Source organism: Frankia sp. EI5c, from assembly GCF_001636565.1.
GTDB lineage: Bacteria > Actinomycetota > Actinomycetes > Frankiales > Frankiaceae > Parafrankia.
The window spans coordinates 61,628-84,795 of record NZ_LRTK01000003.1 but is presented as its reverse complement, the minus strand read 5'-3'; the positions used below and the strand labels follow the sequence as shown (position 1 = coordinate 84,795).

Sequence of the window (23,168 nt, the reverse complement as noted above, 5' to 3'; positions counted from 1 at the left end):
GCATAACCTCCGGAACGTGTTGGAGGATCTAGACCGTCAGATCGTGCAGCTGCTGTGCCGCGACGGCCGGATGAGCNTCACCGACCTCGGTCGCTCCACCGGCCTGTCGGTGTCCGCCGTCCACCAGCGGGTCCGTCGGTTGGAGCAGCGCGGGGTCATCACGTCCTACGTCGCCCTCGTCGACCCCTCCCAGGTCGGCCTGGCCCTCACCGCGTTCGTCTCCATCAAGGAGATCGACCCCAGCCAGCCCGACGACGCCCCCGACCGGCTCACCCACCTGCCCGCCATCGAGGCCTGCTACAGCGTCGCGGGGGAGGAAAGCTACCTGCTCAAGGTCCGCGTCGCCGACCCCGCCGCCCTCGAAGCACTCCTGCAGGAGATCCGCGCCGCCGCCAACGTCTCCACCCGCACGATGGTCGTGCTCTCCACCCCCTACGAAGGACGCCCCCCGAACCTGTGACCTGCCGGTTCGGCACCCTGAGCACCATGACCACACCCGCCCCCACACCCACACCCGCCGCCGCGCCCGCCCGCGGCCAGCAGGCCCCCGCCCACCCCAGCCGGGCCGCNCCCCGCGGGCACCTGCGCGTGCTCTACCAGCACGGCCACATCCACAGCCCGCACAGCCCCGGCGCCGGCCCGGCGACGCGCACCCCCGCCAGCGCCCTGCTCGTCCACGGCGACACCATCGCCTGGATCGGCGGCCCCCACGACACCCCACCCGGGGACATCGACACCACCGTCGACCTGCACGGCGCCACCCTCACCCCCGCCTTCGTCGACGCCCACGTGCACACCACCGCCACCGGCCTCGCCCTCGACGGCGTCGACCTCACCGACACCCCCACCCTCACCGACGCCCTCGACCAGCTCACCCGCGCCGCCCGCCGCCGCCCCGGCCAACCCCTGCTCGGCACCGGCTGGGACGAGACCCGCTGGCCCGAAGGCCGCCCACCCACCGCCGCCGAACTCGCCCGCGCCGCCGGCACCGCCGACGTCTACCTCGCCCGCGCCGACGGCCACACCGCCGTGGTCTCCATGAGCCTCGCCGTCCGCTCCGGCGCCCACCACGCAGCCGGCTGGCTCGGCGACGGCCTGTGCCGCGACGACGCCCACCACCGCGCCCGCACCACCGCCTACCACGACCTGCCCCGCGCCCGCCGCCTCGACGCCGCGCGCCGCGTCCGCGCCCACGCCGCCGCCCTCGGCATCGCCGCCCTGCACGAGATGGCCGGACCAGAGGTGTCCAGCGCCGAGGACCTCGCCGACCTGCTCACCCTCGCCCGCGACGAACCCGGCCCCACGGTCAGCGGCTACTGGGCCGGCGACCTGGCCACCGCCCTCGCTCTCGCCCACGAACCCGGCCTCGGCCCCGTCGGCTACGGCGGCGACCTGTTCGTCGACGGCTCCCTGGGCTCCCACACCGCCGCACTGCGCAGCCCGTACCACGACCAGCCCACGCACACCGGGCAGCGCCACCGCGACGCCGACGACATCCGCGACATCGTCTGCGACGCCCACGCCGCCGGCCTGCAGACCGGCTTCCACGCCATCGGCGACGCCGCCCTCGACACCGTCCTCGCCGGCCTGCGCGCCGCCGCGACCCGGATCGGCACCGCCACCGTCGCCGCCGCCCGCCACCGCGTCGAACACGCCGAGCTCGCCCACCCCGAGCAGATCGCCACCATGGCCCGCCTCGGACTCGTCGCCAGCGTCCAACCCGCCTTCGACGCCCGCTACGGCGGCCCCGGCGGCCTCTACAGCACCCGCCTCGGCGCCACCCGCGCCGCGCTGATGAACCCCTTCGCCGCCTACACCGCCGCCGGGATCACCCTGGCACTGTCCTCCGACAGCCCCGTCACGCCGCTGGACCNGTGGGGCGCCGTGCACGCCGCCGCCCACCACCACACCCCCGGCGCACGGATCAGCGTCGACACGGCGTTCACCGCGGCCACCCGCGGCGGCTGGCAGGCCGCCCGCGCCGACGCCGACGGCTCAGGCCGGCTCGCCGTCGGCGCACCCGCCACCTTCGCGATCTGGGACCTCCCGGCCGCCCCCGAAGCCGCCGACGGTGACCCAGACGCGCCATCCGGCCTGCTCGGCGCCGCCACCCGCCGCCGCCCACGATGCCTGCGCACGGTGCTGCGCGGTCAGCTCCTACACGACCAGCTGTGAACGTGGGCCGACGGGATCCGAACCGTCCTTCGGACCGGCACCGCACGCGGACGGCACCTCGACCCGCGGCAGCGCCGTTGTCTAACGGACGGTTCGGAACCCCTCGACCCGGCCCACCGCACCACCGGCACACCCGAGACGCACACCGATGGGGGATCGCGGCCCGGCCCCCGGTGCCCGCCCGGCGGGCACCGGGTGATTCGACCACACTCACCACCCCCGCGGAAGCGCCCCACCCCGACCCGAAAACCTCCAGGTAGTCCCGACGTGGTCCCGTCCCGGCCGGACCGGCCCAGCGGCACCGTCCGCGGCACACCCGGCACCCCCCGCCAACAACCCCCGCCAACAACCCGACGACCACCCGGCCGCACCCGGCCCGGGGTGCCCGGCGCCGGCCGCGTACCGGACACTGGACCGGTGACCCACGCGCCCGCCACACCGCCGCAACCCGACCCGGCCGCGGCGGGCGCACCCCCCACATCCACCCCCGAACCACCCCCGGCACGCCGCCGCGCCCCACACCGGCGCCTGGCCCGCCCCGCCCTCGCCGTCCTCGCCGGCCTGCTGCTCTACCTCGCCTTCCCCCCCGTGGGCATGTGGCCGCTGGCCCCCCTCGCCGTCGCCGTCCTCACCCTCACCGTCCGCGGCCGCCGGCTACGCGCCTCCTACGGGCTGGGCCTGCTGTTCTCCCTCGCCTTCCTGCTGCCACTGCTGCGCTTCGTGTCCTTCGTCGGCGCCGACGGCTGGATCGTCCTGGCCACCGCCGAAGCCGCCATCCTCGCCGTCGTCGCCCCCGCCACCACCCTCGCCTACCGGCTCCCCGCCCCCTGGCTGTGGGCCGGCGCCGCCTGGGTCGGCCAGGAAGCCCTCCGCGGCCGCGCCCCCTTCGGCGGCTTCCCCTGGGGCCGGCTCGCCTTCAGCCAGCCCGAGGGCCCCTACACCCCCCTCGCCGCGCTCGGCGGCGCCCCCCTGGTCACCTTCGCCGTCGCCACCACCGCGACGCTGCTCGCCACCACCTTCCTGCACCTCAGAACAGCCCCTCCGGGCAGTAGTCGGCAGGGCACGGGCGGCACCGGGCAGGACGGCACCCCCGACGGGACCCCGCGCCCGGCAGCACACCGCCGGGTCGCCCTCCCCGCCGCGGCTACCGCCGCCACCGCCCTCGCGCTCACCCTCGCCGGACTCGCCGTCCCCCTGCCCACCACGCCCCAGCACGGCACCCTGCGCCTCGCCGCCATCCAGGGAAACGTCCCCGAAGCCGGCGGCTACGACGCCCTCGGCGAGGCCTTCCAGGTCACCGCCAACCACGTCGCCGGCACCGAGAAACTCGCCGCCGACGTCCGCGCCGGCCGCACCCCCCAGCCCGACCTCGTCCTGTGGCCGGAGAACTCCTCCGACATCGACCCGCTCACCAACCCCACCGCCCACGCGGCCCTCACCCGCGCAGCCACCGTCGCCGGGGCGCCACTGCTCGTCGGCGCCGTCCTCGACGGCCCCGGCGACCGGCACGTCCGCAACGCGGGGCTGGTCTGGACCGCCGACGGCCCCACCGGCGACATGTACGTCAAACGCCACCCGGTCCCGTTCGCCGAGTACCTCCCCGGTCGGGCCCTGCTCGAAAAACTGATCAGCCGCTTCGCCCAGGAGATGCCGAACGACTTCCTCGCCGGCACCGGCCACGGCGCCATCGCCGTCGCCGGCACCACCATCGGGGACGTCATCTGCTTCGAGGTCGCCTACGACGGACTCGTCCGCGACAACGTCGACCGGGGCGCCGAACTCCTCGTCATCCAGACGAACAACGCGTCCTTCGGCCGCAAGGGCGAAAGCCAACAGCAGCTCGCCATGAGCCGGCTGCGCGCCGTCGAACACGGCCGTGCCACCGTCCAGGTCTCCACCAGCGGCCAAAGCGCCCTCATCGCGCCCGACGGCACCATCCTCGACCAGACAGGCCTGTACGAAGCGGGTGTACTGACCGCGCAGCTACCGCTACGCACCACCCACACCCTCGCCACCCGGCTGGGTATCGTCCCGGAGATGGTGCTCACCGCTCTCGGCGCACTCGCGATGCTCGCCGCGCTGGCAACCAGCCGGCGCACCGCCACCGCAGTCACCTCCGCGGCCAGCACCCCCGGCTCCGCGCTCGGCGGCACCCCCGACGCCCCCGCGGGCACAACCGCGGGCGGCGACACCGCGAGCCGCCCGGCCGACACCGGCAGCACCGGCAGCACCGGCGGCGACCAGCCACACCCCGCCCGGGCATCCCAGCCCGCCACCGACACCGACCACAAGAGGAGAGGCGTGGAAGCCACCCGCGTCGTCGTCTGCGTCCCGACCTACAACGAACGGGACAACCTGCCGGACACCGCACGCCGGCTCCGCACGGCGAACCCCGCGGTCGACCTGCTCGTCATCGACGACGCCAGCCCCGACGGCACCGGAGAGATCGCCGACCGGCTCGCCGCGGACGACAGCCACATCCACGTCCTGCACCGCGCCGGCAAGTCCGGCCTCGGATCCGCCTACATCGCCGGCTTCACCTGGGCCCTGCAACACGGCTACGACGTCATCGTCGAAATGGACGCCGACGGCTCCCACCAGCCCGAACAGCTACCGCGCCTGCTCGACGCCCTCGCCGGCGCCGACATCAGCATCGGATCCCGGTGGATACCCGGCGGAACCGTCCACAACTGGCCGCGCCGCCGGCTGATCCTCTCCCGCGGCGCCAACGCCTACGTCCGCGCCGCCCTCGGCGTACCCCTGCGCGACGCCACCGCCGGATTCCGCGCCTACCGCGCCGACGTCCTGCGCGCCCGCGACCTCGACCTGGTCGCCTCCCAGGGCTACTGCTTCCAGGTCGACCTCGCCTGGCGCGCCTGGCAGGCCGGCTTCCGGGTCGTCGAAGTCCCCATCGACTTCGTCGAACGCGAACGCGGCGCCTCCAAAATGAGCCGCACGATCGTCGCCGAAGGCTTCTGGCGGGTCGGCTGGTGGGCGCTCACCTCCGGCCGGCGCGGCCCCCGCCGGGCGGCCACAGCCAGCCCCGCCACCCCCACCGCGACCACCCGCAATCCGGCACCGGCCACCTCGAGCATTCCGGCACCCGCCACACCCGACCCGGCTGACGCCGGCGTCGACACCGGCCAGCCGCCCACCAGCGCACCCGCCGGACGCCCCTGAGCATGTGAAGAGGGGTGGCAGCGTACGCTGCCACCCCTCTTCACATGCTGGAGCTGCCCTCAGCTACCACGCCGTTCCCGGCCAGCAGACACGCCAGGCCGTCAGGCGGACCGCCGGTCCTCACCGGTGCCCCTCAGCACCGCCAGCCGTTCGGCCAGCACCTCTTCCAGATCGTCCGTCGTACGACGCTCCATCAACATGTCCCAGTGCGTCCGCGGCGGCTTGCTCTTCTTCGGCTCGGGCCGCTCACCGTCCACGATCACCGAGGCCGACCCGCAGACCCGGCACTCCCAGACCGACGGCACCTCGGCCTCGGCCGCGAACGGCATGGTGAACTGATGCCCGTTCGGGCAGTCGTACGACGCTGTCTGCCGTGGGGCAAGCTCCGTGCTGCGGTCAGTCTCGTAGGACACTGCACCGAGACGGCTGCCCCGCAGGATGCGCTCGCCCATATGACTCCTCAGAGCGTCGTGGCATGTTGACCTCAACCGAGTCCAACGTACGAACAAGCGAAGTCGTTCCCACCCCGGAAGGCCAGGTAACGAGATCGTGATCACACTACGTGTTCCCTCGACTGCAAAGGATACACGGCGGGTGACGAACCAGGCCCAGATCCTGCTGAACGGCCTCGCACGCTCCGCCGTCGGACTCACCGCGCTCACCAGACCCACACCGATCATCCGCCTCGCCGGGGTCGACCGTGTCACAGCTGAGAAAACTGCGTGGATCGCCCGCCTCACCGGCATCCGTGACCTGGTCCTCGGCATCGGCCTGCTGCACGCCCACGCCACCGGCGGCCCAACCCGGACGTGGCTCGTCGCCGGCCTGTGCAGCGACACCGCGGACACCGCCGTCCTCGCCCACGCCACCGCGAACGGACAGCTGCCGGTCGGCTACGGCACGGCGATGATCGCCGCCGCCGGCGGCGGGGCCGCGCTGGCCGTGCGCACCCTCACCGCCACCCACCCGTCCAGCGGGGTAGAACAAACGGCCAACCCGCCGCGTTGACCACGACAGGCCCACCGGCCCACCGGCCCACCGGCGAGATGCCGGCCGAAACGCGAAAGGACCACGACGTGAGCGACACCCCGACCACCGGCAAAGTCATCCGCTCCGACAGCGAATGGCGTGAGCTGCTGGGCCCCGAGCGTTACGCCATCCTGCGCCAGGCGGCCACCGAGGCCCCCTTCACCGGCGCCTACACCTACAACAAGTCCGACGGCGTCTACCAGTGCGGCGCCTGTGAAGCCCCCCTGTTCACCTCCGACACCAAGTACGACTCCGGCTCCGGCTGGCCCAGCTTCTACCAGCCCGTCTCACCGGACGCCCTCACCACGATCGAGGACCGCAGCCACGGCATGACCCGCACCGAGGTCCGCTGCGCGCGCTGCGACTCCCACCTCGGTCACGTCTTCGACGACGGACCCGCCCCCACCGGCCAGCGCTACTGCATGAACAGCCTCGCGCTGACCCTCGACGAGTCCGCCGGTCCGGTCTGACCCACGACACAGCGGCGGCGGCGCCGGCCGGCGAGACGGCGCCGACCCGTCAACCACCGTGATCCCAACAAGATCCACAGTCACGGATCCGGTCGACGGCGGCGGGGCACGCCCAGCCCCCGCATACGGTTCACCCACCCACGCCAGACGAGGTGAACCCATGACTCCCGGCCACCTTCCACTCGGGGATCCCGACGGTTTCGGCGATTTCCNGGAAGACGACTTCGAGGATTTCCCGGACGAGGACCCCGAAACCCTCGCGTCCTTCATCGCCGCCCACCATGCCTGGCTCGCGAACACCATCCACACGCATGGCTGGGCCGTGCAGGCCGTGCTCGACGACGGGCCCGGCGATCCGCCCTACGCCTACACCATCGGGCTGCACTCCTTCGACGCCCACCCCGAACTGCTCGTCAGCGGCCTGCCGCCCGAGCCCTCCGCCGAGATCCTCAACCTGATCGGGGAGCGGGTCCGCGACCGCCAGCGGCTGCACGAAGGCCAGCGCCTCACCCTCGCCCCCAGCCTGACCGTCCAGCTCCGGGCGATCACCCCGCTGGCCAGCGACCAACTGCTGCTCGGCGCGAACGAGCTCTACCGGGATCCGGACGGCCCCGCGGTACCCGCATTCCAGGCGGTCTGGGCCGATCACGCGGGCAGCCTGCCGGGGGAGCCGCCCTGGGTGAAAGGCGTCGCCCAGCCACTCGCCACGGTGCCACCGGCGGGCCGCGGCACCCGTCCCGGCCGGGTCTGGCACATTCCCGGGCAGCCGCGGCGGCGGGTCTCCCGGCCGCCGCGGCTGCCGCGACCACGGCGACCCCCGGAGCCGGCGTGAACCGGGCGGAGAGTCGTGCGGTCGGCGCAGGCCGCCGCGATGGGCGGCGGGTTCGTGGCCCCACCATGAACGGTTCCGGCGGGCGATTCGGGCTGCCAATCACGAGGTTCCGTCTTTGGCGATGAGGGGTCTTCCGTTTTGTTTTGTTTGTTTTTCCGTTTGACCTCAAGATCAAATTGTCACGGGCGTGCGCGTCAACGCTGTTGACTATCTTGACCGGCTGAACGTCGGGATAGCGTTTTTGCCCCGCCGGAGACACGGCGGGACGGGCGGTGAGCGCGCCCGGCGCCACGGCCACCATCCCGCCGCGCACCCTCCCCTCCCCCGCACACCACTCCCCCATGCCGCTTCGACGGCGGCATGGGGGTACCCAAGGACGTCCCCCACACCAACCTCTAAAGATCAACAAGTTGAGACCCTGGAGGTCAACGTTGTTGACCACGATGTTGGTTTCACTAAGATCGGTCGGGTGATCGCTCCAGACGAGAACGAGGACGCCCCCCGGACCGGCGCGCCCGTTCCCCCCCNCCGCACCCCCCGGGGCACACTGTCCCGCGAGGTGCTCCTCGACGCGGCGATGGAGATCGTGCGGATCGGCGGCGCGGACGCGTTCAGCATGCGAGCGCTCGGCGCCCGGCTCGAGGTGGACCCGACGGCCTTCTACCGGCACTTCCGGACCAAGAACGAGCTGCTCGACGCCCTCGCCGACATTCTGATCGCGGGCGACGAACCGCTGCCCACAACCGGTGACGCGCGCGCCGATCTGCGCGCCAGCCTGCATCAGCTGCGCCGTTCGCTGCTGCGGTACCCGACGATGGCCGCCGTGGTGCTGCGCCGCCCGCCTGGCGGGCGGGCCTACTGGGCACGCGCGAACCACGCGGTCGGGCTGCTGCGCGGGATGGGGCTGAGCCCCCAGGACGCCACCTCGGCCTACCAGACACTGTTGTTCTACTGCCTGGGTCACGCCCTGTCCGAGGCCCGGGCCACGGCCGCCGCCGTAGCCCGGGACCAGCGGCCCGTCACCCCGACGGCCACCTTCAATCCCCCGGCGCACGAGCTGCCGGATCTCGCGGCGGCCGTGCCGTTCCTGCGCGCAGACACCCTCGCCCAGTTCGACGACGGCCTGGAGCTGATCATGCGGTCGCTGCCGGCATGACAGTCCTGTGGCCGCCGGTGGGCCGGTGCGCCGGCGGTGCGCAGGCCTCGGCCCGACGGGCCCGCCGCGAACGCGGCGAACCTCACAAAAGCGGCCCGGGCCGGCGTGCGGCGGTGGTCTCCCACCCGGCGCCCCGATCCACTTGCTACGGTGCACTCCGGCCGGCGTCGTGTCCGTCACCCCGTTGTGGCGGATCGTCAGGCCTGGGTGCGGGTGGGGGATGGACCTCGGGCGGCGGCGAGGCGTGCGCGACGCGGGTGGTTCCGGGCACGCGGTGGCCGCCCGACCTCGGCCAGCGGCCCGGGCCGGCGTCACGACGGTGCCGCTCCGCCGCCGCGCGGGGCGGGCGACAGGCAGGCGGGTGAGCTGCCGCCTGGCCGGCACGGACGGACACGGATCGAGGCGGGAGTCGGACACGATGGCGAACGAGACGCTCGACGGATTCCTCGAGGCGCTCGCCTCGGCGGCCCCGGCGCCCGGTGGTGGCGCCGCGGCGGCGGTCCAGGTCGCGCTCGGCGCGTCGCTGCTGAGCATGGTCGCCAACCTGACCATCGGCAAGCCGCGCTACGCCGAGCACGAAGCCACGATGACCGCCGCCCGGGACCAGGCGAACCGCCTGCGGCTGGACGCCCTCGGCCTGGCGGACGCCGACGCGGTGGCGTTCACCGCCGTGACCGACGCCTACCGGTTGCCGAAGGACACCGCGCAGGAGAAGGACGCCCGCACTGCCGCGATCCAGCGGGCGCTGGTCGGCGCGGCGGAGGTACCCCTGCGCACGGCTGCCGCGGCCGCGGAGGTGGTCGGGCTGTGCCAGCGGATCCTCGACGGCGCGAACGTGAACGTCCTGTCGGACGTCGCCGTGGCGGCCGCGAGCGCCCGCGCGGCGCTCGACTCGGCCGCGATCAACGTCCGGATCAATCTGGCGTCGATGACGGACGCGGCCACCCGCGACGCGACTGCGGCTGAGCTGGACAAGTACCTGTCGTCACTGACTGGCGCGGACAGCGTGGTGCGCGCCGTGGGAGAACGGATCGGGTCATGAGGTTGCTGGATGGGCGGTCGATGGCCGCCGACATCGGCCGGGCGGTTGTCGACGACGTCGAGAGGCTGGTCGCCGCCGGTGTCACCCCGACACTGGCGGTCGTGCTGCCGACGGTCGACGAGGCGGCACGCTCCTACGTGCGGGTGATCGAGCGCGGTGCCGCCAAGCTCGGGGTGAGCTGTGCCGTCCACGAGCTGTCCGGTGACCCCGGTGAGCTGACCGAGACCGTCGACGAGCTTGCCGCTGATCCGGATGTGCACGGGCTGATCGTGCAGACTCCCNTGCCGGCCGGGCTGACGGCGGCCGACGTGGGCGCGCGGATTCCGGTCGGCAAGGACGTCGACGGGATGAACCCGCTGAGCCTGGGCCGGCTCGCGCTGGGGCTGCCCGCCTTCGCGCCGGCGACCGCGGCGGCCGTACTGGAGATCCTGACCCGCGCCGAGGTGCCGCTGGCCGGGGCGCGGGTGTGCGTGATCGGGCGCAGCTCGGTGGTCGGCAAGCCGGCGGCGCTGCTGCTGCTCGCCGAGGACGCCACCGTCACCGTCTGCCACTCCCGGACGAAGGATCTGGCGACGGTCGCCCACGAGTCGGACGTCGTGGTCGCCGCGGTCGGCCGGCCGAAGATGGTGGGCGCCGGATTTGTCCGCCCCGGGGCGGTGGTCGTCGACGTCGGCACGAACTGGACGGACGCCGGCCTGACGGGCGACGTCGACGCGGACGCGGTGGCGTCGGTCGCCGGTGCGCTGACCCCGGTGCCCGGCGGCGTCGGACCGGTCACGACGATGCTGCTGCTGCGCAACACCGTCCGCGCCGCCGGCGCCTGAGCGGCCCCCGGCCCTGACCACGGGGCCGAGGTGGGAGTCGGGTCAGGGGGTGTGCAGCGCAGCGGGCATGGTGGGCGTCTCGATGACGCACACCCGGTTCCGGCCTTCCCGCTTGGCCCGGTAGAGCGCCGTGTCGGCGCGTTCGAGCAGGTCGGTGACGACGGCCCGGTCATCGTGGCCGGCGGTTCCGGTCTCCGCCAGGCGGCCGGCACCGGGGTGCGCCGGTACGGCGGCGGCCAGCGCCACCGGCCGGGGGGTTGAAGGCGGGCTGGCCCGCGGCGCCGGCGCGGTGCTGGACACGCCCACGGACACCGTGACGTTCAGATCGGCACAGGCGAGGTGGATACGGGTCGCGGCCACCGTGCGGCGGATCCGTTCGGCGACGGCGGTCGCCGTCGCCAGGTCGGCGTCGACGAGCAGGACGACGAACTCCTCCCCGCCGAAGCGGCCGACGAGATCCTGCGGGCGGGTCGCGTGCCGCAACGCGTCGGCGACGGCCAGCAGCACCACGTCGCCGTTGAGGTGACCGTGACGGTCGTTGACCTGTTTGAAGTGGTCGATGTCGACCAGCAGCACCGACAGCGGCCGGCCCAGGCCGCGGGTGCGGGCCGTCTCCCGCAGTGCCACCTGCCGCCAGTAGCCCATCGTCGCGAGGCGGGTCTTGGCGTCCGTGCGTGCGGCGGTCAGCAGTTCGGCGTGGGCGAGACCGCGGCGCAGCAGCAGCACCAGCGGCACCGCGAGGAACGCGACGACGGGGCTCGCCGCCCACACCACCGCCAGGACGAGAGCGGCGCAGGTCTCCACCGCGACCGTCGCGGTGTGTTCCCGCCCGGCCGGCCAGCGCCGGGGGCGCAGCAGGCGGTCCACCACCAGGTAGACGACGGCGGATGTGATCAGGGCGGTGACACCGCGGGCGGAGCCGGCGAGCCGGTCGGCGGAACCGTGGCCGACTGCGGGCGCGAGGATGTGGTGCGCCGTGGCCGCGGCCGCGCCGGCGACCCCGAGCGCCGCGGCGTCGTGGAAGCGGCCGCGGCCGGGCCCGGTGCCGCCGGCCCGGCCTGACCGGATCTGCCGGGGCAGCGTGGCCAGCCAGAGCGGCAGATGCGCGAGCAGCGCATACAGCGGGGGCAGCAGCAGGGCCACCGGCAGTGTGCAGGTCGCGGTCATCGCCGGATAGTCGTCCTGGCGGCTGCCGTGCCCGTCGTCGTCGCGCCCGTCGTCGTCGCGCGGGCCGCCGGCCCAGCTGGCCGTGCCGGTCAGGCTGGTCAGCACGGCCAGACCGGTGAAGGCGGCGAACGCCGTGAGCTCGCTGACCTCCGGTGGCGCCGGGTGGGCCACGGCGTCGGCGACGAGCAGTCCGGCGGTGAGTAGGAACAGGACCCCGACCAGCAGTGTCTGCAGCAGCGCCGGCGGGCGGGTCCGCCGGGAGCCTCCCGCGGCCTGGTGGCGGGGGGCCCGACCGCGCCGCGGGCGGGGTGGCGGTGGGCGCGTGCCCGGGCGTGCCCGAGCGGCGGGCGGCGCGCCGGGCGGTTCGTCGCGCAGGAACAGCGAGGCTCCCAGCCCCGGGTCGCCGAGGCGGCCCGCCGGGGGCGCGACGGCCTCCGGCCCCGCATGGCCGGCGGGGACGGGGTGGCGGGTCGCGGTGCCGAGCGCCACCCGGCCGGAGGGCCACGGGGTGTGGCGGACCGGTCGCCCGGCCGCGGCGGGTTCACGGGCTGCGGCGGATCCGAAGGCGGTGGTGGGTTCGAAGGGCACCGTGGGTTCGAAGGGCACCGTGGCGTCCAGCGGCATCCCGGCCCCCGGCCCTGGAGCCGTCTCCGGAACCGCCGGGACGTCCGCGCGCCCAGGTCGCCATGACAGGAGCCATGACATCTGTCGTAAAGGCATCCGCACCTGGCCCTTCCCGTTCACCGCCCTCGGCGCACCCGCCCGGAACCTACGCACCATTCGCTACACACAGTGAATCCGTGTGAACGAAGGGTATGAAGGCCCTTCGGGCATCCGCAACTAGTTCTCGGATGTCGGACATGCAGTGGGCTGGGCGGGACGCGCGTCCGGCACCGTCGGCCGCTGGCCCGCCGTCGCCGATCCGACCGTTCTGACCTGCGCTGTCGTCGGGCAGTCGAGACCGGGCGCGGTGGTGCGACCGGCCGGCGGCGAGCCCCGGACCGTGCACAGGAAGACCACACCCGGCCCGGCTTCGCCGGCCCGGACGGGCCGGTGGAACGGGTCAGAAGGCGGACTCGCACGGTCACGGCGGGCCGCCGGGGGACGCGGGCGCACAGCGCTGGCCGGGCTCCCCGGTGGACTCCGCGTCACCGGGGAGCCCGGCGCTTCCGGATGGGTGCGGGCCGCGTCATCGGTGCGTTCCGCGCCTCCGGGTTACGTGACCCTCCGCGTGGTCACCCGGTGGTGGCCGCGACCGCCTCGACCATCGCCGCCGTCAGGGTGGTCGCCTCGGCGGGGGTCATCACGAACGGCGGCATCGCGTAGACCAGACGTCCGAACGGGCGCACCCAGACCCCCAGGTCGACCAGCAGCGGCTGGATGACGGCCATGTCGACGGGCTGGCGGGTCTCGATCACACCGATCGCGCCGAGGGTGCGCACCTCGGCCACCCCGGGCAGGTCGGCGGCCGGCGCGAGCCCGGCGGCCAGCGCGTCGCGCAGGGCGCTCACCCGCGCCCGCCACGGCGAGGACAGCAGCAGCTCGACACTCGCCCGGGAGACCGCCGCGGCCAGCGGGTTGGCCATGAACGTCGGGCCGTGCATGAACGCACCCGCCGCCGAGGAGCACACCCCGTCGGCGACCTCGTCCGTGCACAGGGTGGCCCCCATGGTCAGGTAGCCGCCGGTCATCGCCTTGCCCACACACATGATGTCGGGGGTGATGCCGGCGTGGTCACAGCCGAACAGCTCCCCGGTGCGCCCGAAGCCGGTGGCGATCTCGTCGGCGATCAGCAGGATCTGGTGGCGGTCGCACAGCTCACGCACCCGGGTGAGCCAGCCGGGGCTGTAGAAGCGCATCGCCCCGGCGCCCTGCACGACCGGCTCGCAGATGACCGCGGCGACCTCGCCGTGGTGGGTGGCGAGCAGCCGCTCGACGTCGGCGAGGTCGCGTTCGGCCACCGGCTCGTCGAAGCCGCTGGTCGGTGCGGCGGCGAACAGATGCCGGGCCAGCAGGCCGGTGAACAGGTGGTGCATGCCGGTGTCCGGGTCGCACACCGACATCGCTCCGGACGTGTCGCCGTGGTAACCGCGCCGGATGGTGAGCAGCCGGGTCCGTTCGGGGCGCCCCCGGCCGGCCTGGTACTGCAGCGCCATCTTGATCGCCACCTCGACGGCGACCGAGCCGGAGTCGCAGAAGAAGACACGGTCCAGGCCCGGTGGGGTGATCCGGGTGAGCAGCTCGGCGAGGGCGACCGCGGGCTCGTGGGTCAGCCCGCCGAACATCACGTGGGCCATCCGGTCCAACTGGTCGCGCACCGCGCCGTCCAGGACGGGGTGGCGGTAGCCGTGGATCGCCGCCCACCAGGACGACATCCCGTCGAGCAGCTCACGGCCGTCGGTGAGTGTCAGCCGAACCCCGCTGGCGGCGGCGACCGCGAACAGCGGGGCGGAGTCCCGCACGGAGCCGTAGGGGTGCCAGACGACCGCGCGGTCACGCGCGACGAGATCGCCACCGTCCATCAGGACCTCCCGGTCTGGGTGCGGCGGGAGGCGCCCGGGCCGGGCTGGCCCGCCCGGCAGGTTCGGCGGCAGGTTCGACGTTGGCCGCGGAAGCCGGCGGCTTCGGCCGGCGGAGCGCTCACCCTCCCACCCTGCCCCGACGGGGGTGGGGCAGCGCCCGCACATGTCGGAAGGGCCACACGGGGAGAGGATGATCCCACGGTGGGGCGGCACCGTCGAAGATGGGATGCACACGGTGGGACACCCGTGCCGGACGGAACCCGGTGGGGGGACGCCGTGGGTGGCACACGGTGCCGCCGGTGCGCCCCGCGCCGGCGGTGCGTGGCCCGGGAGGAGTCCTGTCCTGATGTCGAGTCCGGTACCGCGGCCCGAACACGGTGCCGCGGCGGGGGCCGTCGCCGGCGGCGCCGTGCTGCTGGGCGCGGTCCTGCCCGCGGCGCGCCCTGTCCCCGGTGCCTCGGGCACGTCCGGTGCGGCGCCGGGCGGTACGGCGCTGGCCGCGGTGGAGAAGTTCGACGACGACTTCACCGGGGAACCGGACGCGCGGCTGTTCCCGGCGGAGGCGGCCGTGCTGACCCGGGCGGTCGACAAGCGGCGCCGCGAGTTCACCACCGGCCGGATCTGCGCGCATCGGGCGCTGGAGGCACTGGGAGTGCCGGCGATACCCATCCTGCCCGGGGAGCACCGTGAGCCACGCTGGCCGGCCGGTGTGGTCGGCAGCATCACCCACACCGCGGGCTATCGCGCGGCGGCGGTGGCGCGGGTCACCGCGGGCCGGCCGGTGAGCGTGGGCATCGACGCGGAACCGAACGAGGCCACGCCGGGCGGGGTGCTGCGGGAGATCTCGCTGCCCGAGGAGCGGGAGCTGCTCACCGAGCTGGCACGGGCGCATCCCGAGGTCAGCTGGGACCGCCTGCTGTTCAGCGCCAAGGAGTCGGTCTACAAGGCGTGGTTCCCGTTGGCCCGCCGGTGGCTGGGTTTCGACGACGCCCGGCTCACCCTCACGGTCGACGAGGACACCACCGGGGCCACCGCCGGGCACGGGGTCACCGGGCACGGGGCCGCGCTGGTCGCGCGGGGGGCGTTCCAGGCGCGTCTGCTGGTCCCCGGGCCGCGGCTGCCGGCCGGGGAGCTGACCGGTTTCACCGGGCGGTGGGCGGTCGGGCGCGGGCTGATCGTGACCGCGATCGCCTTCGGCTGCGGATGAAGTTTCGCCGCACCCGGCCTACCGTTGGTCGATGTGAGCGTGGTGTTCCTGGACGCCTCCGGCCCGGCGCCGCCGCAGGTCTGCTGGGAGCGGTACGCCGTGCCGGCGAACTGGCCCAGCTGGGCGCCGCAGATCCGGGCGGTCGAGCTCGACGCCCCGATGTGGCCGGGCGCTCCGGCCTGGTCTGAGGAGGCCGCCGGGGCGCGCCGCCGGCCGACCCGCGGTGGCGTGGCCGCGGCGACGGCGGTGGCGGGCCCGGTTCGGATCGCTCCCGGGCTGCGCGGGCGGCTGCGCACCCTCCTCCCGCCGGCCGCCCGGTTCGTCGTCACCGCGGTGGACGAGACGGAGCGCACCTGGAGCTGGCGGGTGGGCCTCGGGCCGCTGTGCCTCGACCTCGACCACGGCGTGGATGCCTGCCTGGACGGCGGCACCTCGGCCTGGTTGCGGATCACCGCACCCGCCCCGGTGGTCCGCGGCTACGTTCCCGTGGCCCGGGCTGCGCTACGTCACCTCGTCCACTGAGCCGTGGGGGCCGGCGTCGCGCGCAACTGCGTCTCGACCACGCTGGTGGTGGGGGTCGCCCTGGCCACCGGGGGCCGCCCCACCACGTCGGTGGGGCGGTGGCTGGCGGCGGCGGTTCTGTTGTTGTTCATCCCGGCGATGACCTGGCTGTCGGTCGCCCAGGGCCTGCTGGCGTCGTCCCCGCAGGCGGCGCGCTCAAGGATCGGTCGCGCCCAGAGACACGAGCTACGAAGAACGACGCGGAGCTGTCGAACGCCGCTGAGCTAAGCTGAGACCCGCATTGATGGCGCGCGTGAAGGCAGCAGGCGCCACGCTGGATTGTAACGGGAGAGGGCCGGGTTTGTCAAAGGAAGCGGTGCCCACCGCAGCGGCGGATGCGCGCGGCCCCCACCAGGAGCGGCCCCGGGAAGACCAGTCGGCCGGAAACGAGCCGGTGGGCCCCGAGCCCATGGAGGGCCAACCGGTCGACGACGAGCGGGCCCGGGAGCAGCGGTACCTGACCATGCTGCACGAGCGGCTCGACGGGCTGCGGGCCGCCGCCGCGGCCGGGCTGGCGGAGGCCCTTCTGCGGGACGACCCGGAGCCCGGGGCCCGCGCGGACCGGGACGCCGTCGCCGCCCGCCACGCCGACCAGGTCGCCCGCTTCGACGCCGTCCGGGACCGCCTGCTGTTCGGCTGCCTCGAGATGGCCGACGGCGAGCGGCGCTACATCGGCCGGCTGGGTCTGCTCGACCATGACGCCGACTACCAGCCGCTGCTGATCGACTGGCGCGCGCCGGCCGCGCGGCCGTTCTACCTCGCCACCGGCGTCAGCCCGCTGGGGGTCGCCCGCCGGCGGCACATCCGCACCGTCGGGCGCCGGGTCACCCACCTCGACGACGAGATCCTCGACACCGGAACGCTCGGCGACGGGATTCTGGGCCTGCTCACCCTCGATGGACTCGGCGAGCCGGCGCTGGAGGACTCCGACGGCACCCTGGTGGGTGCGGTGGCGCTGCGCGCCGCCCTCGGCGCGCAGCGCACCAGCCGGATGCGTGACATCGTGGCGACCATCCAGTCCGAGCAGGACCGCATCATCCGCTCCGAGCAGGACGGGGTCCTGGTCGTCGACGGTGGGCCGGGAACCGGCAAGACCACGGTCGCGCTGCACCGTGCGGCCTACCTGCTGTACTCCCGCCGGGAGCAGCTCGCCCGCCGCGGCGTGCTGATCCTCGGGCCGAACCCGGCGTTCCTGCGCTACATCGAGCATGTGCTGCCGTCCCTCGGCGAGACCGGGGTGCTGCTGTCGACGATCGGCGACCTGTTCCCCGGGGTGCTCGGCCGGCGCGCCGAGAGCACGCTCGCGGCGGAGGTCAAGGGCCGGGCTGGGATGGCGGACATCCTGGCGGTGGCCGTGCGGGACCGGCAGCGGCTCCCCGAGACCCCGCTGGAGATCACCGTCGCGGACGGGGTGGCCCGGCTCGACGAGACGATCGTCGTCCCCGCCCGGGCCGCCGCCCGGCTCACAGGGCGCCCGCACAACCTGGCCCGGCCGGTGTTCGTCCGGGAGGTCATCGCGGCACTGACCCGTCAGATCGCCGACCGCTACGAGACGTCGATCGACGAGGTCGACATCCCGGACTTCGTCGACGACTTCATGCTCTGGCCGGACACCGACGCAGCCCGCGACCACCTGGACGACAGCGAGGCCACCGGCGCCGACTGGGCGAACGCGGCCCTCACGGCGGCGGCCGCGGCGGCGGACCGGCCGGTGCTCGACGCCGCCGACCTCGCGGACCTGCGCCGCGACCTGAGCGAGGATCCCCGGCTGGCCGAGGCGATCAACGGGCTGTGGCCACTGCTCACCCCGCAGGGTCTGCTGACGGACCTGTTCGCCGACCCCGACGCGCTGCGGCGCGCCGCGCCGGGACTGACCGACACCGAACGCGCCGCCCTGCACCGCGAGTCACCGGGCGGCTGGACCCCGGCGGACGCCCCGCTGCTCGACGAGGCCGCCGAACTGCTCGGGGACGATCCCCGGCTGGCGATCGACGCCGCCGTGTCCGCGCACCTGGAGCGGCGGCAGCGCGTCGAGTACGCCGGTGGCGTGCTCGACATCCTCTCCCGGGGTGACACCGAGGACCCCGACGGCGAGGTGCTGATGGCCTCGGACCTGCTGGACGCCGACCGGTTCGGCGAGCGCCACGCCGAGGTCGACACCCGCAGCACCGCCGAGCGGGCCGCCGCCGACCGCGGCTGGACGTTCGGCCATGTCATCGTGGACGAGGCGCAGGAGCTGTCCCCCATGGCCTGGCGGATGGTGATGCGCCGCTGCCCGAGCCGCTCGATGACGATCGTCGGTGACGTGGCACAGACCGGTGACGCGTCCGGGACGTCGTCCTGGGAACAGGTGCTCGCCCCGTACGTCGGGCGGCGCTTCGCGCTGGAACGGCTGACCGTGAACTACCGCACGGCCGCGGAGATCATGGCGGTCGCCGGGGACGTGCTGGCCGTGCAGGGGCGGGGGCTGCGCGCGCCGCGGTCGGTCCGCAGGTCGGGGCACACCCCCTGGCGACTCATGGTCACCGACAGCGAGCTGGAGACCCGGCTGGCCCGGCTGGTGGTCGAGGAACGCGCCGCCTGCGGCGGTGGGCGCCTGGCGGTGATCGTGCCGACCTCGCGGCGGGAACGGCTGGCGGCGGTGGCGGGGCCAGCGGCCGGCGGTCCGGACGAGCCGGTGGTGGTCCTGACGGTGCGGGAGGCCAAGGGGCTGGAGTTCGACGCCGTCATCGTGGTGGAGCCCGAGCGCATCCTGGCCGAGTCCCCGCGCGGCGCCGGGGACCTGTATGTGGCGCTCACCCGGCCGACGAACCAGCTCGGGGTGGTGCACGTCGCGGCGCTCCCGGTGATGCTCACCCGGCTGCGCCCGCGCGGCCCGGTGGGGCCAGAGCGCTAGCCGCCTGCGCGGCCGGTCCGTCGGCTGGGGTCTCTCGGGCCGGTCCGCCCGCTGGGTTGGTCCGTCCCGGGACGCGGCGGTGGCGTCGCGTCCCGGGACGGAGGGGAGAATTCAAGATCATCTGGCGTCACGGGTGGGCGTCAACGGCGTTGACTATCTTGTGCCGGGAAGCCGGGCCGGCTGGCGGACGGTCAGCTCACCGCCGATCACCCGCCCCGCACGGTCGAGGCGAGCAGCCGATGCCACCGGTCAGGCTCCAGGTTCAGCCACCGGTCGACATCCTCCCGCCACCAGATCCGGGTCCCGTTCCAGGCGGACGTCCGGTTCACGACCCCCGCGGCCGCGGGTGCCGCCGGATCACTGCGCAGTCGGTGATCAACAGCCTGCCGGGTCACGCCCAACGCCCGGGCGATGTCACCCGACCCGACGAGCAGAGGGAGCTCATCCACCTCGCCGACGCTAGCCGCAGACCGGACATCACGGGCCGTCGCCGGACACCGGTAGGTGNGGCGAGTGCATCACCAGAGGATCAACACACGGCACACACAGCCACATCTCTCCTGCTCACCGGTGGCAGCCGAAGCGGACTGTGACGGCCGTGACGACTCCGTCACGCCACCCTCCCCGACCCGCGAGGTGCGCCCCCGCGCCGCACCGCCCGCGTCCGTGGGGCACGATCGACCACACCATGACGCAGCCCAGCCCCCCGTCCCGCATCCAGCCGACCAGCGACGCCCAGCCGACCAGCGCCCTGCCCGGCGACTCGACCAGCGCCAGCCCCGGCGCCAGCCCGGGCGGTGCCGCGCCGCCCGCCGGCACACCAGCCGCGGCCGGCGGGCCGACACTGACCGCGCGGCTGCCCGCGGGCTCCGACGACGCGGACGCGGACACGCTGTTCGACGCATTCGGCGGCTGGGTGACCGACCAGGGCCTCACGCTCTACCCGGCGCAGGCCGAGGCGCTCATCGAGGTGGTCAGCGGGTCGAACGTCATCCTGGCGACGCCGACCGGCAGCGGGAAGAGCCTGGTCGCCACCGGGGCGCACTTCGCGGCGCTGGGCTGGGGCCGGCGCACCTTCTACACCGCGCCGATCAAGGCGCTGGTGTCGGAGAAGTTCTTCGCGCTGTGCGCGGTGTTCGGCCCCGCCAACGTCGGGATGATGACCGGCGACGCCTCCGTCAACGAGACCGCGCCGATCATCTGCTGCACGGCCGAGATCCTGGCGAACATCGCGCTGCGTGACGGTGCCGCGGCGGATGTGGGCCAGGTCGTCATGGACGAGTTCCACTACTACGCCGACGCCGACCGCGGCTGGGCGTGGCAGGTGCCGCTCATCGAGCTGCCGCACACCCAGTTCCTGCTCATGTCGGCGACGCTGGGCGACGTCACCCGCTTCGAGGAGGACCTGACCCGGCGTACCGGCCGGCCCACGGCGGTCGTGCGCTCGGCGGAGCGTCCCGTCCCGCTGTTCCACCGCTATGTCGTCACCCCGCTGCACGAGACCATCGAGGAGCTGCTGGAGACCCGGCAGGCCCCGGTGTACGTCGTGCACTTCACCCAGGCGTCCGCGCTGGAGCGCGCGCAGTCGCTGATGAGCATCAACGTGTCCACCCGCGCCGAGAAGGACGCGATCGCGCAGATGATCGGCGGCTTCCGGTTCGCCTCCGGCTTCGGCCGGACGCTGTCGCGCCTCGTCCGGCACGGGATCGGGGTGCACCACGCCGGCATGCTGCCGAAGTACCGCCGGCTGGTCGAGCTGCTCGCGCAGGCCGGCCTGCTCAAGGTCATCTGCGGTACCGACACGCTCGGTGTCGGCATCAACGTGCCGATCCGCACCGTGGTGTTCACCGCGCTGTCGAAGTACGACGGGACCCGCACCCGGATCCTGACCGCCCGGGAGTTCCACCAGATCGCCGGGCGGGCCGGGCGGGCCGGCTTCGACACGGTGGGCAACGTCGTCGTGCAGGCGCCCGAGCATGTGGTGGAGAACGAGAAGGCGCTGGCGAAGGCCGGCGACGACCCGAAGAAGCGGCGCAAGGTGGTGCGCCGCAAACCACCGGAGGGCTTCGTCTCCTGGGGTGTGCCCACCTTCGAGCGGCTCGTGGCCGCCGAGCCGGAGCCGCTGGTCTCCCAGTTCGCCGTCAGCCACTCGATGCTGCTCAACGTCATCAACCGGCCCGGTGACGCGTTCACCGCCATGCGCCATCTGCTCACCGACAACCACGAGCCGCGCGCGGCGCAGCGCCGGCACATCCACCGGGCGATCGGGATCTACCGCGCGCTGCTGGCCGCCGGGGTGGTCGAGAAGCTCGACACCCCGGACGAGACCGGCCGCTCGGTGCGCCTGACCGTCGACCTGCAGCTCGACTTCGCGCTCAACCAGCCGCTGTCCCCGTTCGCGCTGGCCGCCATCGACCTGCTCGACCGGGACTCCCCCAGCTACGCGCTGGACGTCCTGAGCCTGCTGGAGGCGACACTGGACAACCCCCGCCAGGTGCTCTCGGCGCAGCAGTTCCGGGCCCGCGGCGAGGCGGTGGCGGCGATGAAGGCCGAGGGCATCGAGTACGACCGGCGGATGGAGCTGCTGGAGGAGGTGACCTGGCCCAAGCCGCTCGACGAGCTGCTGCACGCCGCGCTGGCCACCTACCGGCGCGGCCACCCGTGGGTCGACGACTACGAGCTGTCGCCCAAGTCGGTCGCCCGCGACATCTTCGAACGGGCGATGACCTTCGCCGAGTACGTCGACTTCTACGGGCTGGCCCGCTCGGAGGGGTTGCTGCTGCGCTACCTGGCGGACGCCTTCAAGGCGCTGCGCCAGACGGTGCCGGAGGACGCGCGCACCGAGGAGCTCACCGACCTCACCGAATGGCTCGGTGAGCTGGTGCGCCAGGTCGACTCCAGCCTGCTCGACGAATGGGAGGCGCTGCGCGACCCGGCGAGCGCGGCGGACAGCTCGGCCACCGCGGGGGCGCTGGTGGAACGCACCACGGCGGTCACCGCCAACACCCGCGCGTTCCGAGTACTGGTGCGCAACGCGCTGTTCCGCCGGGTGGAGCTGGCCGCGCTGCGCCGCTACGACCTGCTCGGTGCGCTCGACGCCGAGGCCGGGTTCGACGCGGTGGCCTGGCAGGAGGCGCTGGAGCCCTATTTCGCGCTGCACGGCGAGATCCGGACGGGGCCGGACGCCCGCGGCCCGGGCCTGTTGATCGTCAATGTCGCCGCCGACCGCTGGACGGTGCGGCAGATCTTCGACGACCCGGCCGGCGACCACGACTGGGGATTCAGCGCCGAGGTGGATCTCGCCGCCTCCGACGAGGCGGGAACGGCGGTCGTCCGGGTGACCGCCGTCGACCAGCTCTGACCAGCCGGCTCCGACCAGCCGGCTCCGACCGGCCGGCCGGCAGCTCTGCGGCGACCAAGGGGAAAACGATCGGCGGGCAGGGCGGCCAGCGGGCAAAAGCGACCGAATGGCGATCGCGCGCCCGCATGGCGAGGAGCGACGGGTAGCAAGGCGCCACCGGTGGCGAGGTGCGACGGGTGGCGAGGTGCGACGGGTGGCAATGGCAAAACGGGCATAGCACCGAGGTGTTCGCCCCCGTTCGGGCCCGTATGCAACCGGCACTTTGGGCCCAGCCCTCCCGCGTAGGTTGTGGCGCAACCTCGGACGCGGTCCGGCACGGCCTGGTAACCGAACGGAGACGGGAGCGGGCCGGGCGGCCGCGGTACGCGTGCCCGAACACCCGCCCGCGGCCGTGACGACCATCGCCCACCGGCGTTCACCCACGACCAGGGGTGACGGCGGCGACGGCGGCCCGGGCCCACAGACCCGGCCGCGGGCTGGTATTTACCCAACCCGCCCGGCGGACATTCCCACCGAAACATCACCAGATACCCAACAAGCCGGGTGAAATGCACAGCAAGCGGTGCTGGTCGACGGCCTGCGTGGATCCACGTCAACAGACGACGAACGCCGCACCATAGATCCACTCGGAATGCGGCGCGGGCCGCGGGCCGGCGGCGACGGCCGAGCCGGCCGCCCCGGGGGCCCGGCCGGACCCCCGGGGCGCGGCGGTGAGCCGTCCGGGTGGGCGTCCCGCGCGACTGGGC

The 23,168-nt window shown here is 74.1% G+C and carries 16 protein-coding genes and 5 pseudogenes; 16 read left to right on the top strand and 5 right to left on the bottom strand.

What is annotated here, in order from left to right:
- Positions 1-19: 19 nt before the first annotated feature.
- The 5 genes and pseudogenes from UG55_RS45900 to lnt all read left to right on the top strand — a co-directional run.
- A pseudogene (locus UG55_RS45900) lies at positions 20-76 on the top strand (AsnC family transcriptional regulator); the annotation flags it as partial.
- 1 nt (position 77) lies between these two features.
- Positions 78-460 (top strand): Lrp/AsnC family transcriptional regulator (locus UG55_RS01305; RefSeq protein ID WP_242423566.1); only part of this gene is annotated, 383 nt, incomplete at its 5' end.
- A gap of 128 nt (positions 461-588) precedes the next feature.
- Positions 589-1,873 (top strand): annotated as a pseudogene (locus UG55_RS01300) (amidohydrolase); the annotation flags it as partial.
- Between the two features lies 1 nt (position 1,874).
- Positions 1,875-2,175 (top strand): annotated as a pseudogene (locus UG55_RS31000) (amidohydrolase); the annotation flags it as partial.
- A gap of 594 nt (positions 2,176-2,769) precedes the next feature.
- A complete protein-coding gene (lnt, locus tag UG55_RS01295; RefSeq protein ID WP_396230771.1) occupies positions 2,770-5,355 on the top strand; it encodes an apolipoprotein N-acyltransferase in 2,586 nt (861 codons plus the stop codon).
- Positions 5,356-5,456: 101 nt separating this feature from the next.
- On the opposite strand, the gene UG55_RS01290 is transcribed toward lnt, so the two are convergent.
- A complete protein-coding gene (locus UG55_RS01290; RefSeq protein ID WP_066061564.1) occupies positions 5,457-5,807 on the bottom strand; it encodes an RNA polymerase-binding protein RbpA in 351 nt (116 codons plus the stop codon).
- Between the two features lie 142 nt (positions 5,808-5,949).
- Between UG55_RS01290 and UG55_RS01285 the strand changes: the two genes are divergently transcribed.
- The 7 genes and pseudogenes from UG55_RS01285 to UG55_RS01260 form a co-directional block, all read left to right on the top strand.
- Positions 5,950-6,363: a hypothetical protein gene (locus tag UG55_RS01285; RefSeq protein ID WP_066061561.1), complete on the top strand. Its 414-nt coding sequence runs from the start codon at positions 5,950-5,952 to the stop codon at positions 6,361-6,363.
- Positions 6,364-6,431: 68 nt separating this feature from the next.
- Complete coding sequence (gene msrB / locus UG55_RS01280) at positions 6,432-6,854, top strand: peptide-methionine (R)-S-oxide reductase MsrB (RefSeq protein WP_066061559.1); 423 nt, start codon at positions 6,432-6,434, stop codon at positions 6,852-6,854.
- Between the two features lie 268 nt (positions 6,855-7,122).
- The gene (locus UG55_RS01275; protein ID WP_128422808.1) at positions 7,123-7,686 is read left to right on the top strand and encodes a DUF4262 domain-containing protein; all 564 of its coding nucleotides are present in this window, start codon (positions 7,123-7,125) and stop codon (positions 7,684-7,686) included.
- 577 nt (positions 7,687-8,263) lie between these two features.
- Complete coding sequence (locus tag UG55_RS01270) at positions 8,264-8,842, top strand: TetR/AcrR family transcriptional regulator (RefSeq protein ID WP_313954569.1); 579 nt, start codon at positions 8,264-8,266, stop codon at positions 8,840-8,842.
- A 418-nt stretch (positions 8,843-9,260) separates the two neighbouring features.
- Complete coding sequence (locus UG55_RS01265; RefSeq protein ID WP_066061650.1) at positions 9,261-9,884, top strand: cyclodeaminase/cyclohydrolase family protein; 624 nt, start codon at positions 9,261-9,263, stop codon at positions 9,882-9,884.
- A pseudogene (locus UG55_RS30995) lies at positions 9,881-10,165 on the top strand (tetrahydrofolate dehydrogenase/cyclohydrolase catalytic domain-containing protein); the annotation flags it as partial. The gene UG55_RS01265 and the pseudogene UG55_RS30995, both read left to right, overlap by 4 nt.
- A gap of 1 nt (position 10,166) precedes the next feature.
- Positions 10,167-10,708 (top strand): annotated as a pseudogene (locus UG55_RS01260) (bifunctional 5,10-methylene-tetrahydrofolate dehydrogenase/5,10-methylene-tetrahydrofolate cyclohydrolase); the annotation flags it as partial.
- 42 nt (positions 10,709-10,750) lie between these two features.
- On the opposite strand, the gene UG55_RS45895 reads toward UG55_RS01260, so the two are convergent.
- Together UG55_RS45895 and bioA are read right to left on the bottom strand one after the other, a co-directional pair.
- Entirely contained in the window at positions 10,751-12,481 is a 1,731-nt protein-coding gene (locus UG55_RS45895; RefSeq protein ID WP_304440374.1) for a diguanylate cyclase, read from the bottom strand.
- A 629-nt stretch (positions 12,482-13,110) separates the two neighbouring features.
- The gene (gene bioA, locus UG55_RS01250) at positions 13,111-14,397 is read right to left on the bottom strand and encodes an adenosylmethionine--8-amino-7-oxononanoate transaminase (RefSeq protein WP_066061551.1); all 1,287 of its coding nucleotides are present in this window, start codon (positions 14,395-14,397) and stop codon (positions 13,111-13,113) included.
- Between the two features lie 346 nt (positions 14,398-14,743).
- Here bioA and UG55_RS01245 point away from each other — a divergent pair, with 346 nt between their 5' ends.
- Both UG55_RS01245 and UG55_RS01240 read left to right on the top strand, forming a co-directional pair.
- The gene (locus UG55_RS01245; protein ID WP_083986276.1) at positions 14,744-15,604 is read left to right on the top strand and encodes a 4'-phosphopantetheinyl transferase; all 861 of its coding nucleotides are present in this window, start codon (positions 14,744-14,746) and stop codon (positions 15,602-15,604) included.
- 33 nt (positions 15,605-15,637) lie between these two features.
- On the top strand, positions 15,638-16,126 hold the full coding sequence (locus UG55_RS01240) for a polyketide cyclase / dehydrase and lipid transport (protein WP_066061645.1): 489 nt from the start codon (positions 15,638-15,640) through the stop codon (positions 16,124-16,126).
- Here UG55_RS01240 and UG55_RS29030 read toward each other — a convergent pair.
- Positions 16,111-16,257 (bottom strand): hypothetical protein, encoded by a 147-nt coding sequence (locus UG55_RS29030; RefSeq protein ID WP_157901480.1) that lies wholly within the window; start codon positions 16,255-16,257, stop codon positions 16,111-16,113. The two genes, UG55_RS01240 and UG55_RS29030, sit on opposite strands and share 16 nt — an antisense overlap.
- 317 nt (positions 16,258-16,574) lie before the next feature.
- Between UG55_RS29030 and UG55_RS01230 the strand changes: the two genes are divergently transcribed.
- Positions 16,575-19,061, top strand: coding sequence for an ATP-binding domain-containing protein (locus UG55_RS01230; RefSeq protein ID WP_066061642.1), 2,487 nt, complete (start codon positions 16,575-16,577; stop codon positions 19,059-19,061).
- A 206-nt stretch (positions 19,062-19,267) separates the two neighbouring features.
- On the opposite strand, the gene UG55_RS01225 is transcribed toward UG55_RS01230, so the two are convergent.
- Positions 19,268-19,510 carry a hypothetical protein gene (locus UG55_RS01225; protein WP_054570141.1) on the bottom strand — a complete coding sequence of 81 codons (243 nt, stop codon included), beginning with the start codon at positions 19,508-19,510 and terminating at the stop codon, positions 19,268-19,270.
- Between the two features lie 239 nt (positions 19,511-19,749).
- Here UG55_RS01225 and UG55_RS01220 point away from each other — a divergent pair, with 239 nt between their 5' ends.
- Positions 19,750-22,422, top strand: coding sequence for an RNA helicase (locus tag UG55_RS01220; protein WP_242423562.1), 2,673 nt, complete (start codon positions 19,750-19,752; stop codon positions 22,420-22,422).
- Positions 22,423-23,168: the final 746 nt, after the last annotated feature.